The sequence below is a fragment of the Azospirillum sp. OGB3 genome (genome assembly GCF_014192915.1).
Classification (GTDB): domain Bacteria; phylum Pseudomonadota; class Alphaproteobacteria; order Azospirillales; family Azospirillaceae; genus Azospirillum.
The window spans coordinates 239,827-257,702 of sequence record NZ_JACHYN010000008.1; the positions used below are offsets into that span (position 1 = coordinate 239,827).

14 protein-coding genes are annotated in these 17,876 nt (G+C 68.9%); 5 read left to right on the top strand and 9 right to left on the bottom strand.

The features are described from left to right. Position 1: 1 nt before the first annotated feature. The 5 genes from FHW79_RS17880 to FHW79_RS17900 all read right to left on the bottom strand — a co-directional run bounded on the left by FHW79_RS17880 (position 2) and on the right by FHW79_RS17900 (position 7,372). Positions 2-2,353 (bottom strand): glycosyltransferase family 2 protein, encoded by a 2,352-nt coding sequence (locus FHW79_RS17880; protein WP_183180197.1) that lies wholly within the window; start codon positions 2,351-2,353, stop codon positions 2-4. A gap of 74 nt (positions 2,354-2,427) precedes the next feature. Beyond that, positions 2,428-3,249 (bottom strand): calcium-binding protein, encoded by an 822-nt coding sequence (locus tag FHW79_RS17885; protein WP_183180198.1) that lies wholly within the window; start codon positions 3,247-3,249, stop codon positions 2,428-2,430. 722 nt (positions 3,250-3,971) lie between these two features. After that, positions 3,972-4,187 (bottom strand): hypothetical protein, encoded by a 216-nt coding sequence (locus FHW79_RS17890; protein ID WP_145624157.1) that lies wholly within the window; start codon positions 4,185-4,187, stop codon positions 3,972-3,974. 93 nt (positions 4,188-4,280) lie between these two features. Continuing rightward, a complete protein-coding gene (locus FHW79_RS17895; protein ID WP_183180199.1) occupies positions 4,281-5,654 on the bottom strand; it encodes an HlyD family type I secretion periplasmic adaptor subunit in 1,374 nt (457 codons plus the stop codon). Beyond that, positions 5,651-7,372 (bottom strand): type I secretion system permease/ATPase, encoded by a 1,722-nt coding sequence (locus FHW79_RS17900; RefSeq protein ID WP_183180200.1) that lies wholly within the window; start codon positions 7,370-7,372, stop codon positions 5,651-5,653. Before FHW79_RS17900 ends, FHW79_RS17895 begins: the two co-directional genes overlap by 4 nt. Before the next feature lie 501 nt (positions 7,373-7,873). On the opposite strand from FHW79_RS17900, the gene galE reads away from it, so the two are divergent. Genes galE through FHW79_RS17915 form a run of 3 tightly spaced genes read left to right on the top strand, consistent with a single transcriptional unit; the run spans position 7,874 to position 10,673 of the window. Then, positions 7,874-8,893: a UDP-glucose 4-epimerase GalE gene (gene galE, locus FHW79_RS17905; RefSeq protein ID WP_183180201.1), complete on the top strand. Its 1,020-nt coding sequence runs from the start codon at positions 7,874-7,876 to the stop codon at positions 8,891-8,893. A 14-nt stretch (positions 8,894-8,907) separates the two neighbouring features. Next, positions 8,908-9,444, top strand: a complete 537-nt coding sequence (locus FHW79_RS17910) for a MarR family winged helix-turn-helix transcriptional regulator (RefSeq protein WP_183180202.1) — start codon at positions 8,908-8,910, stop codon at positions 9,442-9,444. 50 nt (positions 9,445-9,494) lie between these two features. Next, positions 9,495-10,673, top strand: coding sequence for a DUF2336 domain-containing protein (locus tag FHW79_RS17915; protein ID WP_183180203.1), 1,179 nt, complete (start codon positions 9,495-9,497; stop codon positions 10,671-10,673). 139 nt (positions 10,674-10,812) lie between these two features. On the opposite strand, the gene FHW79_RS17920 is transcribed toward FHW79_RS17915, so the two are convergent. The 3 genes from FHW79_RS17920 to FHW79_RS17930 all read right to left on the bottom strand — a co-directional run bounded on the left by FHW79_RS17920 (position 10,813) and on the right by FHW79_RS17930 (position 13,844). Beyond that, positions 10,813-11,376 carry a TetR/AcrR family transcriptional regulator gene (locus FHW79_RS17920; RefSeq protein ID WP_040136445.1) on the bottom strand — a complete coding sequence of 188 codons (564 nt, stop codon included), beginning with the start codon at positions 11,374-11,376 and terminating at the stop codon, positions 10,813-10,815. A 124-nt stretch (positions 11,377-11,500) separates the two neighbouring features. Then, a complete protein-coding gene (locus FHW79_RS17925) occupies positions 11,501-13,057 on the bottom strand; it encodes a malonyl-CoA synthase (protein WP_183180204.1) in 1,557 nt (518 codons plus the stop codon). Between the two features lie 91 nt (positions 13,058-13,148). Then, the gene (locus tag FHW79_RS17930) at positions 13,149-13,844 is read right to left on the bottom strand and encodes a GntR family transcriptional regulator (protein WP_183180205.1); all 696 of its coding nucleotides are present in this window, start codon (positions 13,842-13,844) and stop codon (positions 13,149-13,151) included. Positions 13,845-14,005: 161 nt separating this feature from the next. Between FHW79_RS17930 and FHW79_RS17935 the strand changes: the two genes are divergently transcribed. Together FHW79_RS17935 and mmsB are read left to right on the top strand one after the other, a co-directional pair. Continuing rightward, positions 14,006-15,145: an isobutyryl-CoA dehydrogenase gene (locus FHW79_RS17935; RefSeq protein WP_183180206.1), complete on the top strand. Its 1,140-nt coding sequence runs from the start codon at positions 14,006-14,008 to the stop codon at positions 15,143-15,145. A 31-nt stretch (positions 15,146-15,176) separates the two neighbouring features. Continuing rightward, positions 15,177-16,067, top strand: coding sequence for a 3-hydroxyisobutyrate dehydrogenase (mmsB, locus tag FHW79_RS17940; protein ID WP_183180207.1), 891 nt, complete (start codon positions 15,177-15,179; stop codon positions 16,065-16,067). A gap of 113 nt (positions 16,068-16,180) precedes the next feature. On the opposite strand, the gene FHW79_RS17945 is transcribed toward mmsB, so the two are convergent. Beyond that, a complete protein-coding gene (locus FHW79_RS17945) occupies positions 16,181-17,836 on the bottom strand; it encodes an AMP-binding protein (RefSeq protein ID WP_183180208.1) in 1,656 nt (551 codons plus the stop codon). Positions 17,837-17,876 lie beyond the last annotated feature (40 nt).

Here is a 17,876-nt window from a genome sequence, read left to right on the forward strand (position 1 = left end):
GTCAGCTCCGGTTCCGGTTCGCGCGCCCGAACAGGCGGGATTTGCCCGGAACGGCAACGGGAAGGGCGGTGTCCGTGGGGGCGACCGCCGACAGGGGGCGCATCAGGCTGTCCTCCAGCGCGGGCGGCGGCGGCAACGCGCTCCAGTCGCGGGCGGCCAGCTCCTCTATCATCGCGGCCCAGCGGCGGGCGTGGAGCCAGCCGTTGTATTCGGAGGCGACACCGCGGGTGTAGCCCTGGTGCCGGCTGATCGAGCGGCGCTCCAGATGGTACAGCTCGACGGAGGGGACGTAGCGGATGTCCAGCCCGGCCTTGCGGACGCGCAGGCAGAGGTCGGAGTCCTCGTAGTCGCCGATGACATAGTCCTCGCAGAAGCCGCCCACGGCGTCGAAGGTCTCGCGGGTCATCATCAGGCAGGCGCCGGTCACGCCGGGCACGCTGCGCTCCCGCCGGGCGGGCAGGAAGTCGCGCGGCAGGCCCTTGAAGAAGTGATGGTTGTACCAGCGCCCGCGGACGTCGCGGTCGAAGTAGAGGCCGGCGTGTTGCAGGCTGTCGTCGTCGAACAGCAGCTTCGGCCCGACCGCCCCGGTGCCGGGCGCGCGCTCCAGCGCGGCGAGCAGGACGGGCAGCCAGCCGGGCTGGTCGGGGATCACGTCGGAATTCAGGAACAGCAGCGTCCGTCCGGTGGAGGCCGCGACGCCCGTGTTGTTGGCCGCCGAGTAGCCGTAATTGGCCGGCTGCACCAGCACCCGCATCGGCAGGCCGTAGAGCGCGTGGAAGCCGTGCAGCATGTGCACCAGCTCGTCGCGCTGCTCCGGGCTGTCGAGCACGAAGATCAGCTCCACCCCGGCCATGCCGGGATCGGTGGCGAAGCTGGAGAGCTGGAAGCGCAGGAACTCCAGCGCCTTGTAGAGCGGGACGATGACCGAGACGGCGGGCGTCTCCGGACCGCGCCCGAAGGTGACCGTCTCCGGTTCGCCGCGGCTCGCCATGTGGGCCGCGTGGAGCGGTGCCACGGCCGGGGCGATCACCGTTTCCAGAACCAGCGGGGTCGCGTGCTGCGGCGGCAGGCTGCCGAGCACCGCGGCGCGGGCGTCGGCGGGCGACAGCGGGCGCAGCGGCGGCACCAGCCGGATCGACCCGCCGGAGCCCAGGCGAAGCTCGGCATGGACCTGGAGCGCCGCGGCGGGCTCGGGCGCGCCGGGCAGATAGGCGACGAAGCCGCTGCGGTCGGTGGACGGGGCGGTGCCGAACAGCTTCGCCACGTCCTCGCGCGGGAAGCGGTGCTCCAGCACCTCCAGCCGGCGCTCGCCGCCGAAGGGCGTGTGCACGGTGAGGCCGCCGGACAGGCCGTGCGGGTCGTGCACCCAGCCGGCCAGGAACAGCCCGCCGTCACCGGTCGGAACGGCGAGGTCGAGGGCGGCGCCGATGGAGCGCTTGGCGTCGGCGACCTGCCGCTTGGGCAGCGGGGCGAGCACCTGGAGTTCGCGCACCGCCGCCGCCGCCGTGGCATCCGACCGTCCGCGTTGGGCAAGCGCGTTCAGAATGTACTGACGCAGCTCCAACGGCGTGTCGCGGCGCGTGGACAGGCGTTCGGTCAGGCTCGGCAGGTTGGGCGCCACGGCCGAGAAGGCGCGGCAGGCCAGCCCGTTGCGGCCCAGCACCACCAGCAGGTTGCCCGGCGCGCACAGCGCCTTGTCCACCAGCAGCGACATGGCCGTACGCCCGCGCCGGTCCAGAGCGGAGCCGATGCAGACGTCAAAGGGGGAGGGGCCGACGGCGCCGGCGGTGATGATGACCGCCCCCGTCACCTCGCCGAAGCCCGACGACAGCGACCCGCCGCAGAGCAGAAGCTCGTCGGTCGCCATGGCGCGGGCGACGAGCGGGGAGGGGGTGGGCGACAGCTCCAGCACCATGCGGCGGCACACCGCGGCGAATCCGGCGTCGCTGCGCAGCGCCGGGGTGGAGCGCGCGAAATCGAACAGGAAACGGACCACACGCAGCCGCGACGGCGCGTCGAGGCTGCCGAGCAGGAAGGCGGGGTCGGGGTCGGGAACCTGCGGTTCGGACAGGACCTCCGCGACGACGCGGCTCTGGGCCACGAAACGGACGGGCGCACCGGAGATCCGGGGCGCCCGCAGGATCGACAGCACCCGCTGCCCACCCCAGCTCGTCCGGACGGACAAGGTGGTGTAGGGCGGCCGCACCTCCTCACCGTCGAGGGTGGGAACGACGCGGCCGGAGGGCTCCGGTCCGTCGCTCTCCCACGAGGCGAGCACAAAGTCGTCGCCGAGCGCATGGAGCTGGGCGGACGTGATGGAGGCGGAGGCCGGCAGGACGGCGAGCACGGTCATGCGTTCCTTAGCCGGACCCATCGGCGGCGTGCGGAAAACACGCCGCCGGTCCGGTCCCTGGGTGGGTTACGTCTTTAGTGAATGACGAAGAAGTCGTTCGGGTTGTTGTGAACTTCGTCGGCCGAAACGCCCTTCAGCATGATGCTGTCGCCGTTGCCGAGATCGATGACGGCGTTGCCGCCCATGTCGGTGACGCGGGCCGCCAGATCGGAGGCGTCGTTGATCTCCAGACCGTTGATGTTGCGCTCGATCTGCAGGACATCCTCGCCGGCGCGGAAGTCGAGAACGACGTCCTGGCCGCCGCCGCCGGAGAAGACGAAGATGTCGTTGCCGGCGCCGCCGGTGAGGATGTCGTTGCCCGCACCGCCTTCGAGGATGTCGTTGCCGTCACCGCCGGACAGGAAGTCGTCGCCCTCGCCACCCTTCAGGATGTCGTCGCCGGTGCCGCCCATCAGGATGTCGTTGCCCGCACCGCCATCCAGATAATCGTTGTGGCCGCCGCCCATCAGGACGTCGTCGCCGTTGCCGCCGCGCAGAATGTCGGCGCCGTCGCCGCCGTTCAGGACATCGTCGCCGTTGCCGCCATCGAGGATGTCATTGCCGCGGCCGCCGATCAGAACGTCGTCGCCGTTGCCGCCGGACAGGTAATCGTCGCCGTCCCCGCCATCCAGCGTGTCGTTGCCGTTGCCGCCGTCCAGGACGTCGGCCCCGCTGCCGCCGCTCAACAGGTCGTTCCCGTTGCCGCCGAACAGGGCGTCGCGCCCGTCGCCGCCGAGGATCGTGTCGGCGCCGTTGCCACCCATCAGGATGTCGTCACCGTTGCCGCCGTCGATGAAGTCGTTGCCGTTGGTGCCGGTGACGATGTCGTCATAGTTGCCGCCAGGAAGGGTGGCCATGAATCATACTCCTTAACGATGGGATTCGGTGGGGTGGGGGATTTCCTACCCCGAAATGGCGAGGTACCACTAAGCCTTTACCCAAATACCGTTCGGCATGGCTGTGACAAACATAAGGTCAAACCCAGGCAAATCTTGAGTTCATAGAGTCAGAACACAATAATCATCAACGTTCATTACGTCATTCCTGTCACCTTGGCTTCAAAGCCCTTCGAAAATCTAAACATCTAATTTTGGACACAGTGCCGAATTGGCGGTTTTACGGCTCTCGTCCAAGACGAAGACTCATGATTAGCCGAAGATGCAGAATTGTTGGCTCATAATACTTTTAAAGATATCGGGAAGGCGTTTCGGTCGAAATTCGACGAAATGCCCTGAAATGACCCGCAAGTCCTATGCGTTTGGCTTAGGATTATGCCGATCTTCATTGCCCTTAGGGGGCGTCCGGCGATGCTGCGGCGCATTCAAAACCCCGGCTTTTAAAAATGCTGGCGGGGAAGGCCGGAGAATTTAAAAGCCGGAATTTGAAAGCGAAGGCGGGGCGGTGGGGGCCGCCGGGAGGCGCGCGGCGCCCGCAACGCCGTTGTCCGGACCTTCCAGGCAGGCTTTTTCCGATCTCCAGACCGTTCCGGCGGCCCGCCGAGGTCGGGCCGAGCGCCGCCGGACGGCTGTGAGCGACGCCCCGGAAGGGGTGAAAATTTTTGTCTTGCGTCCGCCCGAAATCAGGCCTTGCCGGCCTCGGCGGCGTCCAGAGCCACCCGCGCCAACTGCATCAGCTTGTCGTCGACCGCCGCCCGGTCATAGCCGGGGCTGTCGGCCAGCGAATCACGCAGCCGCATCGCGATGAACTCGCCGGTGTGGTGCTTGTCGTAGAGATGGACGTCGCCGATGGCGTCGGCGACGCGCTTCAGGGTGTTCCGGTCCCACTGTGTGGTCATGCTCGCACGCTCCCTTCCTGGCCTGTCGGCCCTTGGTCTTGCCTGCTTGGCAACGGAGGAGCGTGCGAAATGATCCGGCGCGGCGCCCTGCGGTCAGTTCTCGCGGAAGGCGCGGTTCATGCCGTCGGTCAGCGGCGTCAGGAAATACTCGATGGCCTTGCGGGTGTGCCCGTGGATCATCACCTCGGTCGGCATGCCGGGATGCAGGTCCACGTTCGGCAGCGCCTTCAGCGCCGCGGCGTCAAGGCTGATCCGGGCGAGGAAATAGGCCTGCCCGGTGCGCTCGTCCTCAAGCTGGTCTGCCGAGAGGGTCAGCACCTTCCCCTGCACCGGCGGCACCAGCCGCTGTCGGTAGCCGACCAGCCGCACCATGGAGCTGCCGCCCACATCGATGTTCTGCACATCGGCGGGGGCGACTCGGGCCTCGACGATCAGCCCGTCGTCCTGCGGGACGATGTCGAGGATGCCCTGGCCCGCCGGGATGACGCCGCCCGGCGTGTAGAAGCGCAGGTTGGTGACCCGGCCGGCCTGGGGCGAGACGAGTTCCTGGCGCTTCAGCACGTCGCCGGCACTGCGCAGCCGCTCCGACAGGTCGGAGACGGTGGCCTGGATGGTCTGAAGCTCGTTGCCGACCTCCGACCGCCGGTTGTTGCCGAGGTTGATGATCTCCAGTTCCGCTGCGGCGATGCCCTGCTCGGCCTTCGACTTGTCGGCCTGGATCTCGCCCAGCCGGCCCTTGGTGTCGGCGACGTTGCGCTGAAGCTCCAGCATGCGCGGCTTGCGCTCGTAGCCCTTGGCGAGCAGCGTCTCGACGATCCGCAGCTCGTCCTGGGTGTAGCGCAGCCGGTCGTTGGCGGCGACGCGCTGCGAATCGAGTGCCACCAGCTCGTCACGGAGCTGACCGATTCGTTTGCGCTGGATGGAGATCTGCCCCTCGTACGCGTCGCGCCGCGATTCGAACAGCCGCTGCTCCGCAGCCAGCGCCTCGGCGGCGACGGAGCTGGTCTTGGCGGCGGCCACCAGCTCGTCGGCGTAGACCGGGGCTTTCGCGTCGGTCTGCTCGGCGCGCAGCCGGGCGAGCCGGGCCAGCGAGGTCCAATACTGCCCGTGAAGCTGGGCGACCACCGCGCCGCTCTGCGTGGTGTCGAGCCGCAGCAGGATTTGCCCGGCCGTCACCATGTCGCCGTCCTTAACCAGCAGCTCGCTGAGGATGCCGCCCTCCAGGTGGGACACGGTCTTGCGGTGGCTTTCCACCATGATGGTGCCGGGCGCGATGGCCGCGCTGTCCAGGCTGGCGGTGAAGGCCCAGCCGAAGAAGCCGCCGAAGCCGATGGCGACGGCCAACGCCCCCGCCAGCGCCGTGCCGCGCAGCGTCGGCTCGTGCGGCGTCACGTCGATGACCGGCGACCAGGCGGCGGTGAGCGGGGATTGCGGAGTCGGAGCAGGGGTGATCGTCGTGTCGGTCATGCGGATTCTCCCGTCCGGACTAGGCGGGCCACCTTCACGGCGCCGCCGGGCTGGACCATCTTCAGCACGTCGGTGCGTTCGCCGAAATGCTCGACCATGCCGTCCTTGAGGACGAGCAGCTTGTCGGCCACCGACACGATGGAGGGGCGGTGGGCGACCATCACAATGGTCGCGCCGTCGCGGCGCGCGTGGTTGATCGCGGTCAGCAGCGCCTGCTCGCCCTCGTGGTCGAGGTTCGAGTTGGGCTCGTCCAGCACGATCAGGCGGGGCTTGCCGAACAGCGCGCGGGCCAGCGCGATGCGCTGCCGCTGGCCGCCGGACAGGGCGAAAGCGTTCTCGCCGACCGGCGTGTCGTAGCCGAAGGGCAGGCGCCCGATCATGTCGTGGACGCCGGCCAGCCGGGCGGCGCGCACGATCTCCGCCGGGTCGGCCTGGGCCATGCGGGCGATGTTCTCGCCGATGGTGCCGTCGAGCAGCGCCACCGATTGCGGGACGTAGCCGACATATTGGCCGAAGCTCTCGCGCTCCCACAGGAAGGTGCTGGTGCCGTCGAGGTAGATGCCGCCGGCGGTGGGCTCCCAGATGCCGACGAGCAGGCGGGCGAGAGTCGACTTGCCGGCCCCCGACGGGCCGATGATCCCCAGCACCTCGCCGGGCTCCAGCGCGAAGGAGACGCCGCGCAGCACCGGGCGCTGCAGGCCCTTCGGCACATGGCTGACGCGGTCGACGGCCAGGCGCCCGTCGGGGCGGGGCAGCGGCATGGTGCTGCGCCGCGCACCCTCGCCGTTCAGAAGCTCGCGGATGCGCTTGTGGGCGGTCTGGGCGACGATCCATTGCCGCCAGTTCTCCACCAGATGCTCGAAGGGCTGGAGCAGGCGGGCCATGATGATGCCGGTGGCGATCATGCTGCCCGGCGACGCCTCGTTCCGGATGACCAGCGCGGCGCCCGCGGAGATGGTGGCGATCTGCAGGATCAGCCGCAGCGAGCGGGAGGCCGACGCCATGCCGCGCGACAGCACCACGCCCCGGTCGATCAGCGAGGCGGAGCCGATCTGCGCCATCTGCCAGCGCCGGGCCAGCGGCGGCAGCATGCCCATGGCCTCGATGGCCTCGGCGTGGCGGACGGTGCTGGCGACGTCGGCGAAGACCTTGGCCGATGCCTCGTTCGCCTCGGCGATGGGGCGGCGGGTCAGCGCGTCGGTCAGCGCGTTCATGGTCAGCAGCAGCAGCGCCGACCCCACCGCGATCCAGCCGTAGATCGGGTGCAGGATGAACAGGATGACCAGGAAGATCGGCGTCCACAGCAGGTCCAGCGGCACCACCACGGCGTTGCTGGTCATGAAGTTGCGCAGGTCGTTCAGGTCGCGCATCGTCTGGCCGGCGTTGCGCGTCCCGCCACCCAGCGCGTCCACGATGGATGCCTGCAGCGCCGGCACGTTGAAGCGGTGAGCGATCACCGCCCCGCAGACCAGGAAGGCGCGCGCCCGGATGAAGTCCAGCACGCCGTACAGCACCAGCCCGCCCACGGAGATCACCGCGAGCATCGTCAGCGTCTCCAGGCTGCGGCTGCTCATCACGCGGTCGTAGACCTGCATCGTGTAGAGCGGCACCACCAGCATCAGGATGTTGACGAAGAAGGTGAGGGCGCCGGCCAGCAGCAGGCCGCGTCCGATCTTCCGGTAGGCTTGGGTCAGCAGGGTCCGATCCATACCGCTCATGCCGATTCCTTTTCTTGCGTCCCGCGTTCCGGCCGCGTTCCGGAGTCCCGCGTTCTCAGGTTTGGGGGCGGGCCATGAAGCCGGTCATGCAAAGGGATTCATGGTTAACGAATTGTTGAGGCGCGGCCGTACCGCATGAACTCCTTTTGAGACGAAGTCCGGACAAAGGCCGCCCATTGCGGGAAGACTGGTCCCGCGCCATTTCCGCTTACGTCCGGCGCTGCGCTGCGGCGTGTGACAAGTTTGAGCCCTTACCCCCTCCGGCGCCGATCGAAAGGGGTATTTGCAGCGCTGTAAAATGTTGTTCCATAACATTTTTCCGATGACACCCCGCGCCTTTCCCAGCGCCCGTGTCTCTTTTTCGTCAACTGGCCTTCCGTCTGAATTGACGGCATGGTGCATCGCGGAACTCTTGCACTTGCCACCGGGGGATGTACGATCCTTTGATGCCGGCGGGTGCCTGGACTGACGAATATTTCTCAAATCCAAGGAATATTTACGATGAACACGCCCCAGACCGTACTCGTGACCGGCGGTGCCGGCTATGTCGGCAGTCACTGCGTGGCCGAACTGCTCGACCGCGGCTTCCGGGTCGTCGTGCTCGACAACCTGCGCCAGGGCCACCGCGCCGCCGTGCCGTCCGACGCCGCCTTCGTGGAGGCCGACCTTGCCGACATGGACGCGCTGACCCGCGTCTTCGCCGAATGGCGATTCGACGCGGTGCTCCACTTCGCCGCCCTGTCGCTGGTCGGTGAATCGATGCGCGACCCGCACCTCTACCTGCACGGCAACACCGTCAACTCGCTGAACCTGATCCGCGCGGCGACCACGGCCGGCGTGCGCAAGATGGTCTTCTCCTCGACCGCCAACCTGTTCGGCACGCCGGAGCGCCAGCCGATCGACGAGGACACCACCATCGACCCCGGCAGCCCCTACGGCGAATCCAAGTTCTTCATCGAGCGCGCGCTGCATTGGGCCGACCGCTGCCACGGCCTGCGCTCCGCCTGCCTGCGCTACTTCAACGCCGCCGGCGCGCACCCGAACGGGATCATCGGCGAGGATCATGATCCGGAAACCCACCTGATCCCGCTGGTGCTCGACGCGGCCAGCGGCCGGCGCTCGCACATCGAGATCTTCGGCGACGACTATCCGACGGGGGACGGCACCTGCGTGCGCGACTACATCCATGTCTGCGACCTCGCCGACGCGCATCTGCGGGTGCTGCCGACGCTGGAGACGCGCAGCGTCCGCTACAACCTGGGCAACGGCACGGGCTACAGCGTCCGCCAAGTGATCGAAGCGACGGAGCGGGTCACCGGTTTGACGGTTCCGGTGAAAGTCGGGCCGCGCCGCGCCGGCGATCCGGCGGTTCTGATCGCCTCGTCGGAGCGCATCCGGAGCGAGTTGGGCTGGAACCCGCGCTTCCCCGATCTGGACAGCATCATCGGCAGCGCGTGGGAATGGCGCCGCCGCCATCCGGGCGGCTACCGCGGCCCGGCCGTGGCGCAGGCCGCCGAGTGACGGAGAGACGAGGGATGAGTACGCAGCGCCGGGCGGGCGCCGAATCCAAGCCGGCCCAAGACAAGCCGGATGCCATCGACGCGGCGGAACTGGCCGAGTATCACGGGCTCGCCCGGTTGATCGAGCGGATGCACCGCCGGTTCCTCGATGTCGTGCGGGCCGGCCTGCTGCGGCAGGGGATCGACGACATCGGGCCGGTTCAGGCGCTGATGGTCATGCTGATCGGCGACGACGAGCCGTCGGTCCGCGACCTGATGGAGCGCGGCTATTACCTGGGGTCCAACGCCTCCTACAGCCTGAAGATCCTGGTCGAGGCCGGCTACATCGACCGCGGCGCCAGCCAGCGTGACCGCCGCACGGCCCGGCTGCGCCTGACCGACAAGGGACGGACGCTGCGGGACGAGCTGTTCAAGTTGGAGCAGGGCCAAGCCACCGCTCTGGTCCGCAACGAGGCGGAGGCGGCCGACCTGAAGGCCGCCTACCGCACCCTGCGCCGGCTCGACCGCATCTGGGGCGACATGGTCCGCTACGCCGGCCAGGGACTCGATTGAGTGGCTCGACTGAACAGCCTTATGCATCTCCCACCCGCAGGCATCCGCACATGAGCGATTCATCCCTGTCCATCCGCGATGTCGAGCGTCTGCTCGAATCCTCGTCGGCGGAAGCCCGCATCGACACGATGCAGAAGCTGGCCGGCGATCTGGAGAAAGGCGGGCTGACCGACGCCGAGCGGTCGCTGGCTCTGGAGGTCATGCACTGCTTCGCCGCCGACGCCCAGGTCGCGGTGCGCGAGGCGGTGGCCTGGCAGATCCGCAACAACGCCCTGCTGACCGCGGAGCTGGCCGAGCGGCTGGTGAAGGACGTGGCCCGCGTGGCCTTCCCGATCCTGCGCGACGCCGGAAGCCTCAGCGACGAACTGCTGCTCGACGTGCTGGCCGATCCCGACGCCGGCAAGCACATGGCCGTCGCCAACCGCCACACCGTGTCGGCGCGGGTGGCCGGGACGGTCGTCGAGACCGGCAACGTCGCGGTGGTGACCGCCCTGCTGCGCAACCCCGGCGCGGAACTGGTGGAACCGGCGCTGCACCGGGCCTTGGACCGCTTCGGCCGGGTGCGCATGGTCAGCGAGGCCGCGGCGACCCGCCCCGGCCTGCCGCTGGCCGTGGTGGAGCGGCTGGTCGCCTTCGTCTCCGACGCGGTGCGCGCCACGCTGGCCCACAGCCATGGCCTGTCCAAGGATCTGGTGGACCGGCTGGCCAACCGCGGGCGCGAGTCGGCGACTCTGCGGCTGCTGCGCCCGGCGTTGCGCGGCGACGAGGATGTGGAGGCGGTGGCCCGCTGGCTGCACGCCAACGGGCGCTTCACCGCGGCGCTGCTGTTCCGCGTGCTGTGCGCGGGCGATGTCGCGCTGTTCGCGGCGGGGCTGGGGGCGAAGGCCGGCATCCCGGCGGACAACGCCCGCAGGCTGGCCTGGGACGACGGGGCGCTGGGGCTGCGGGCGGTGCTGAAGAAGGCGTCGGTCGCGCCGGTCCTGGTGCCGCCCTTCCAGGTGGCGATCGCGACCGCCAAGCGCATGGGCTACGAGGGCAGCGACAACCGCCGCGATGATTTCCAGGCGGAGGTCATGGCCGACCTGTTCGCCACCCTGACCCCTACGAATGAGTGGGTGGTGGACGAGCTTTTGCTGCAACTGTTCGACGGTGCGTCGGACGAGGTGATCGACCGCGCGCTGGATCAGGCGGGGTTGCCCTTTGCACCGGTGCGCGGGACGGGGACGTAAGTTGCGGATGGGGCAACGCTTGCCCCCTCCCTAACCCTCCCCCGCTGTCGCAGGGGAGGGGATAAAACTCCCTCCCTTGCGACAGCGGAGGAGGGAAGGGGCCCGCGGCGAAGCCGTGGGAAGGGTGGGGGCAACGCGCCTACACTCCCTCCGGCACCAGCACCTTCCCGCAAATGTCCCGCGCCTTCTCGAAACGGTCCGGCGCGGCGGAGCGGGCCAGCAGCCCTTCCCCGAAGATGAAGGAATAGAACAGATACGCCCGCGCGAAGGCGTCGTCGGGGTCCAGCCCCAGGCCGGCGAACAGGTCCGACACGCAGCGCAGGCGTTCGCGGTCGACCTCCGCCACGATCTCGGACGCGCGGGGGTCGCGGCGCGCCCAGTCGCGCATCGCCAGTTCAATGGCGATGCCGCGCGGGTTGCTGCTGCCGCCATACAGCGACAGCACGTAGCGCAGCCCCTCGGCTGGCGTGCGGCCGTCCAGGCGGGTCTGCGCCTTGATCGCCTCGATGCGGCCGGTTTTCCAGCCCTCCAGCATCGCCTCCACCAGCTCCATCCGGTCGCGAAAGTGCCAGTAGAAGCTGCCCTTGGTCACCTTCAGCCGCTTGGCCAGAAGCTCGACCCGCACCTGCTCGACGCCGCCCTCCGCCAGGGCGGAGAAGGCGGCGGACAGCCAGGATTCGCGGTTCAGCGTCTTCGCTTCCATCGGCAACACTCCGGAGACCATACGGCAGCGTATCGATTCGCCGATGGCCTGTCCAGAACCCGGCGGGCGGTGCGGGCGTCGAACCTTATACGGATTTGGCCGGAGAGGGGAAGCCGGGCGCGCCTCAGCGCGCCTTTGCCGCAGTGAACAGGTCCTTGTGGGCGTCGCGCAGCAGGTTCTTCTGCACCTTGCCCATGGCGTTGCGCGGCAGTTCATCCATGAAGAAGACGCGCTTGGGCACCTTGAAGTTGGCGAGCTGCTCCTTGCAGACGGCGATCACCGCCGCCTCGTCCAGGGTGGTGTTGCCCGGCTTGCGCAGGACCACGGCGGTCACCGCCTCGCCGAAGTCGGGGTGCGGCACGCCGACCACCGCCGATTCGACCACGCCGTCGATGCCGTCGATCACCGTCTCGACCTCCTTCGGGTAGACGTTGAAGCCGCCGGAGATGATCAGGTCCTTGGCGCGCCCGACGATGTGGACGTAGCCGCGCCCGTCCACCTTGCCGACGTCGCCGGTGATGAAGAAGCCGTCCGGCTTGATCTCCTGCTTCGTCTTTTCGGGCATCCGCCAGTAGCCGGAGAACACGTTCGGCCCGGCGACCTCGATGATGCCGATCGCGTCGGTGCCGAGGCTCGCGCCGGTCTCCGGGTCCACGACGCGCACCGAGACCTCGGGCAGAGGGAAGCCGACCGTGCCGGGGATGCGGTCGCCGTCCAGCGGGTTGGAGGTCAGCATCCCGGTCTCGGTCATGCCATAACGCTCCAGGATGGCGTGGCCGGTGCGGGCGGAGAACTCCTTGTGCGTGTCGGCCAGCAGCGGGGCCGAGCCGGAAACGAACAGCCGCATGTGCGCCGTCGCCTCGCGCGTCAGGCCGGGATGAGCGAGCAGGCGGGTGTAGAAGGTCGGCACGCCCATCATCACCGTGGCGCGCGGCAGCAGCCCCATCACCTGCTCGGCGTCGAACTTCGACAGGAACAGCATGGAGGAGCCGTTCAGCAGCACGCAGTTGGTCGCCACGAACAGGCCGTGCGTGTGGAAGATCGGCAGGGCGTGCAGCAGCACGTCGTTCGGCTGGAAACCCCAGTACTTGTGCAGCGTCAGCGCGTTGGAGCCGAGATTGCGGTGGCTCATCATCGCGCCCTTCGACCGCCCGGTGGTGCCGGAGGTGTAGAGGATCGCGGCGAGGTCGTCGGCGTCCGCCGGGACGGTCGCGAAGTCCGTGACTTTGCCGGCGGCCTGCTCCGGCAGGGTGCCCTCGCCGTGGGTGCCGAGAGTCAGGAGATGGGCGACCTTGGCCTTGTCGGCGACCTCGCGCAGGGCGTCGGCGGATTCGGGACGGGCGACGAAGACGTGCGGCTCGGCGTCGGTCAGGAAATACTCGACCTCCGCCTTCGTGTAGGCCGGGTTCAGCGGCAGGAAGACGCCGCCCGCGCGCACGGTGGCGAGGTAGAGGATGATGTTCTCGACCGACTTCTCCACCTGCACGGCGACCCGGTCGCCCTTCTTCAGGCCGAGGTCGGCGAGCAGGTTGGCGTAGCGGCCGGTCAGGGCTTCGAGGTCACCGTAGGTGACGGTGCGGGCGTTATCCGTGCCGGGCTCGGTCTCGGCGAAGGGGCGGCTGCGGTCCGCCGGAAAGCGGGAACGGAACAGCTCGAACAGATTGCCACCCACTTCGGACATTGTTTTCCCCTCCATGCACCCGGTGATCCGGTGCCCAGGGTTTAGCACAAGCGCATCCCGTCGGCCACCGCTTTGTATACGGAAGACCGTCCTATTGTATTTCGTTCCCGCCCATGATGGACACGAACTCGGTGAAGATGTCGATCTGGATGGTCACGTGGCGCCGCATGGCGGCGTAGGCGGCCTCCGGGTCGCCGGCCAGGATCGCCTCCACCACGTCGTCATGCTCCTTGAAGCTGTCCTTGACGCGGTAGGGGTGGTTGAGCTGGTAGCGGCGATAGGGGGCCAGCCGGGCGAACAGGCTGCGCGCGATTTCCTGCAGCGGCTCGTTGTGGCTGCCCGCCTGCACGGCCTCGTGGAAGGAGCGGTTCACCGCGTAGTAGGCGTCCAGTTCCCGTGCCTCCATATGCGCCTTGGAAGTGTCGTGGAGGCGCTTCAGCGCCTGCTTCTCCTCTTCCGACATGCGGCGGGCGGCGAAGCGGGCGCACAGCCCCTCGATTTCCGACATCACCTCGAACATCTGCACCATGCGGTGCAGCTTCAGCGGCGCCACCACCGCCCCCTGGCGCGGCTGCTTTTCCACCAGCCCGGCGTGGACGAGCTGGAGGATCGCCTCGCGGATCGGGGTGCGGGAGATGTTGAAGCGCTGGGCGAGGCTCTCCTCGTCCAGCCGCGTTCCGGGGCGCAGGCGGCCGAGGAAGATGTCCTCCTCGATGGCGAGCCGCACCTCGTCGGCGCGGGTGGCACCCTTATCGGCGGTCTTGCTGGCGGCAATCCGGTCGCTCATCCCGAGCGTGTCCCCTTCCTCATCCGCGGCCTTCCGCCGCTCCCGTCTTTGTATACAAGAGATGGACAGCGCGTATCCACCATGATAGTCCTTCTTCCCAACAATGAGAACCGGAGACCCGTTTTGGACTCCGGGCCAATGCGGTTCTGGGGAGGATGCGCATGGATTTTGCGCTTTCGGAGGAGCAGCAGGCGTTCCGCGACACGGCGCGCGATTTCGCGCAGCAGGAAATGGCGCCGAACGCCGCGCACTGGGATGAGAACAGCGTCTTTCCCGTCGACACCCTGAGGCAGGCCGCCGCGCTGGGCTTCGCCGGCATCTATGTGGGGGAGGAGTTCGGCGGCTCCGGACTCGGGCGGCTGGACGCGGCGGTGATCTTCGAAGAGCTGTCGGCAGCCTGCCCGTCCACGGCGGCCTACATCTCCATCCACAACATGGCCTCCTGGATGATCGACCGCTTCGGCAACGCGGAGCAGCGCGCCCGCTTCCTGCCGAAGCTGACGAGCATGGAGCATTTCGCCAGCTATTGCCTGACCGAGCCGGGGGCGGGGTCCGACGCGGCCTCGCTGCGCACGCGGGCGGAGCGGGACGGCGACCATTACGTGCTGAACGGCTCGAAGGCCTTCATCTCCGGCGGCGGCACGTCGGACGTTTATGTCTGCATGGTCCGCACCGGCGAGCCCGGCCCCAAGGGCATCTCCTGCATCGTCGTGGAGAAGGGCACGCCCGGCCTGTCCTTCGGCAAGCAGGAGCACAAGCTGGGCTGGAAGAGCCAGCCGACGTCGGCCGTCATCTTCGAGAACTGCCGCGTGCCCGTCGCCAACCGCATCGGCGAGGAAGGGGAGGGTTTCCGCATCGCCATGAAGGGGCTCGACGGCGGGCGTCTGAACATCGCCGCCTGCTCGGTCGGCGGGGCGCGCTTCTGCCTGGAGCAGGCCATCGCCTACACCACGGAGCGCAAGCAGTTCGGCAAGCCGCTGAACGCCTTCCAGGCCTTGCAGTTCAAGCTGGCCGACATGGCGACGGAGCTCGACGCCGCCCGGCTGATGCTGCACCGCGCCGCTTCCAGCCTCGACGCCGGATCGCCGGAGGCGACGGCCCATTGCGCGATGGCCAAGCGCTTCGCCACCGACACCGGCTTCCAGGTGGTGAACGAGGCGCTGCAGCTTCACGGCGGGTACGGCTACATCAAGGAATACCCGATCGAGCGGATTTTCCGCGACCTGCGGGTTCACCAGATTCTCGAAGGCACCAACGAAATCATGCGCGTCATCATCGCCCGCCATCTGACCGGCGGCTGATAGCGTCATTATAAAGCGAGGGGGAAACGCAATGGCGACGATCGCCTTTATCGGGCTGGGCAACATGGGTGCGCCGATGATGCGCAACCTGCTGAAGGCCGGCCACACCGTCCTGGCCTTCGACCTGTCGGAGGCCGCCTGCACCGCCGCGCGCGACGCAGGCGCCACCATCGCCGCCGGTCCCGGCGCCGCGGCGGGGGAGGCCGAGGTGGTCGTGACCATGCTGCCTGCCGGCAAGCATGTGCGCGAGGTCTACACCGCGCCGGACGGCATCATCGCCAAGGCCAAGCCGGGCAGCCTGTTCATCGACAGCTCCACCGTGGACGTCGACAGCGCCCGCACCGTCGCTGCGGCGGCGGAGGCGGCGGGCCACGCCATGGTCGACGCGCCGGTGTCCGGCGGCGTCGGCGGGGCCGAGGCGGCGACGCTGACCTTCATGGTCGGCGGCAGCGACACCGCCTTCCGCCGCGCCGAGCCGATCCTGTCGGCGATGGGCAAGGCCATCGTGCACACCGGCGGGCCGGGCAACGGTCAGGCCGCGAAGATCTGCAACAACATGATCCTCGGCATCTCGATGCTCGGCGTGTCGGAGGCCTTTGCGCTCGCCGAGAAGCTGGGGCTGGAGTCGCAGAAGCTGTTCGACGTGGCGTCGAAGTCGTCAGGCCAGTGCTGGTCGTTGACCAGCTATTGCCCGGTGCCGGGTCCGGTCCCGACCTCGCCGGCCAACCGCGACTACCAGCCGGGCTTCGCCGCCGCGCTGATGCTGAAGGACCTGAAGCTGGCGGTCGAGGCCGGGCAGAGCACCGGCAGCCCGCTGCCGCTCGGCGGTGAGGCGGCGCAGATGTACGCGCTGTTCTGCAACGCCGGCTTCGGCGGCAAGGACTTCTCCGGCATCGTCAATCTGCTGCGCGGGAAGCCGTAAGGGCGGTCACGGAGCCCCCACCCTAACCCTCCCCCGCTGACGCAGGGGAGGGGACTGTTTCCTCCCTCCCCTGCGAAGCGGGGGAGGGCCGGGGTGGGGGCAAACGCCGCCCCTCAGTCGGCCTGCTGCATGACGATGGCGTCGGACGCCCGGCCGCGGAAGTGGATGTTGCCGTCGCCGTCCAGGAAGGCCCAGTCGCCAGTCAGGTAATAGCGGCGGCCGTGGCGGAAGCGGGCGGCGGTGCGTCCCGGATCGTTCGCGTAGGCGTCAAACCAGAAGAGCGGCGAGGACTCCACGTCGATGGCGATCTCGCCCGCGCCGCCGACCGGCGCCTCGCGGCCCTGCGGGTCGAGGATGACCACGCGGAAGCCCGGCAGGGGCCGCCCCAGCGAGGAATCGGCGGTGCGGTCGGCGTGGCCGGGGTCGTAGCGGTTCATCATGAAGATGCCGGTTTCGCGCTGCCCGTACTGGTCGAGCAGGGGGACGCTGACCACCCGGTTCGCCCAGCCGATCAGTTCCGGCGGCAGCGGTTCGCCGACCACAGACAGGATGCGCAGCGCCAGCTTGTGCGGACCGCCTTCCGGGTCGGCGCTGTGCCAGGCGCGGATCTGCGAGGGCGCGCAGGTCAGGTTGGTGACGCCGAACTTCGTCAGCATCCGGTAGCCCTGCCGCACGTCGTAAGGGCCGTCGCAGAAGATCGTGGTGCGCCCGAGCAGCAGCGGCCCGACCAGCCCGTAATAGGCGCCGTAGGCCCAGCCGGGGTCTGCCATGTTCCAATAGATGTCGTCATCGCGCAGGTCGAGGCCGATGCGCATGTACTGCTCGATCCCCGCAAGAGCCATCACGGGCAGCGAGACGCCGAGCGGTTTCGGCTCCGCCTCGGAGGTGTAGATCAGCGCGAAGGCGTCGCGGTCGGCGTAGCGGGCGATGTCGGGCAAGGGGGCCGATTCATGAAGGGCGGACCAGAAGGGCACCGCGTCGGCGCCGGGACCGAAAGCCTCGTCACCCTCCACCATCACCACCGGGCGGCTGTTGTCGCGCGGAATCTTGCGGCGCAGGAAGCCGGTGGTGACGATCGCCCGCGCCTCGCTGTCGGCCAGCCGGTAGGCGACCGCGGCGGCGGAGTAGGTGGTGAACAGCGGCATGTAGACGCCACCCAACCGCCAGATCGCCAGCGCGGCGATCAGCAGTTCCGCCCCCTTGGGCAGCAACACCGCCACCCGGTCGCCGCGCCCGACGCCAAGGCCGCGCAGCACCGTGGCGAAGCGCGCCGAATCGCGGGCCAGCCGGGCGAAGCTCAGCTCCGTCGTCTGGCCGGCGACGCTCTCGTGCAGCAGGGCGGCGCGGGCGCCGTCGGCCCGGGCGTGGCGGTCGCACAGCAGGTCGGCGAGCGGGATCGCCTCGCCCTGGTAGTCGGGGCGCAGGAAGGCGGTGGGCTGCACGGTGGCCGGGCCGGGCGACGGCCTGTCGCCTTCGGCGGCCTGATAACGAGCGGCGGCGATGCGGCCCAGCGAATCCAGCTCCGGCCCCAGGTGGTAGCGACGGCTGCGCGGGTCCTGGTCGATGAAGCGTTCCCGCGCCAGCGCGGTCAGCAGCCGGTGCGCGGTCGCCTTGGACAGGGCGGTGTCGCCCATCAGGTCGGCCAGACGCGCGCCCTCCGCCCCGTGGGAGGCGACGGCGCGCAGCAGGGCCAACGCGCGCTCCAGGCTTTGCGTGCCGCCGGACGCGCCGGCGGGGGCGGCTTCGGTGTCGGAATCGGGCCGGGTCATGATGGGGTCCATATTATGGACCTTGCGGCCGGATGTCGCT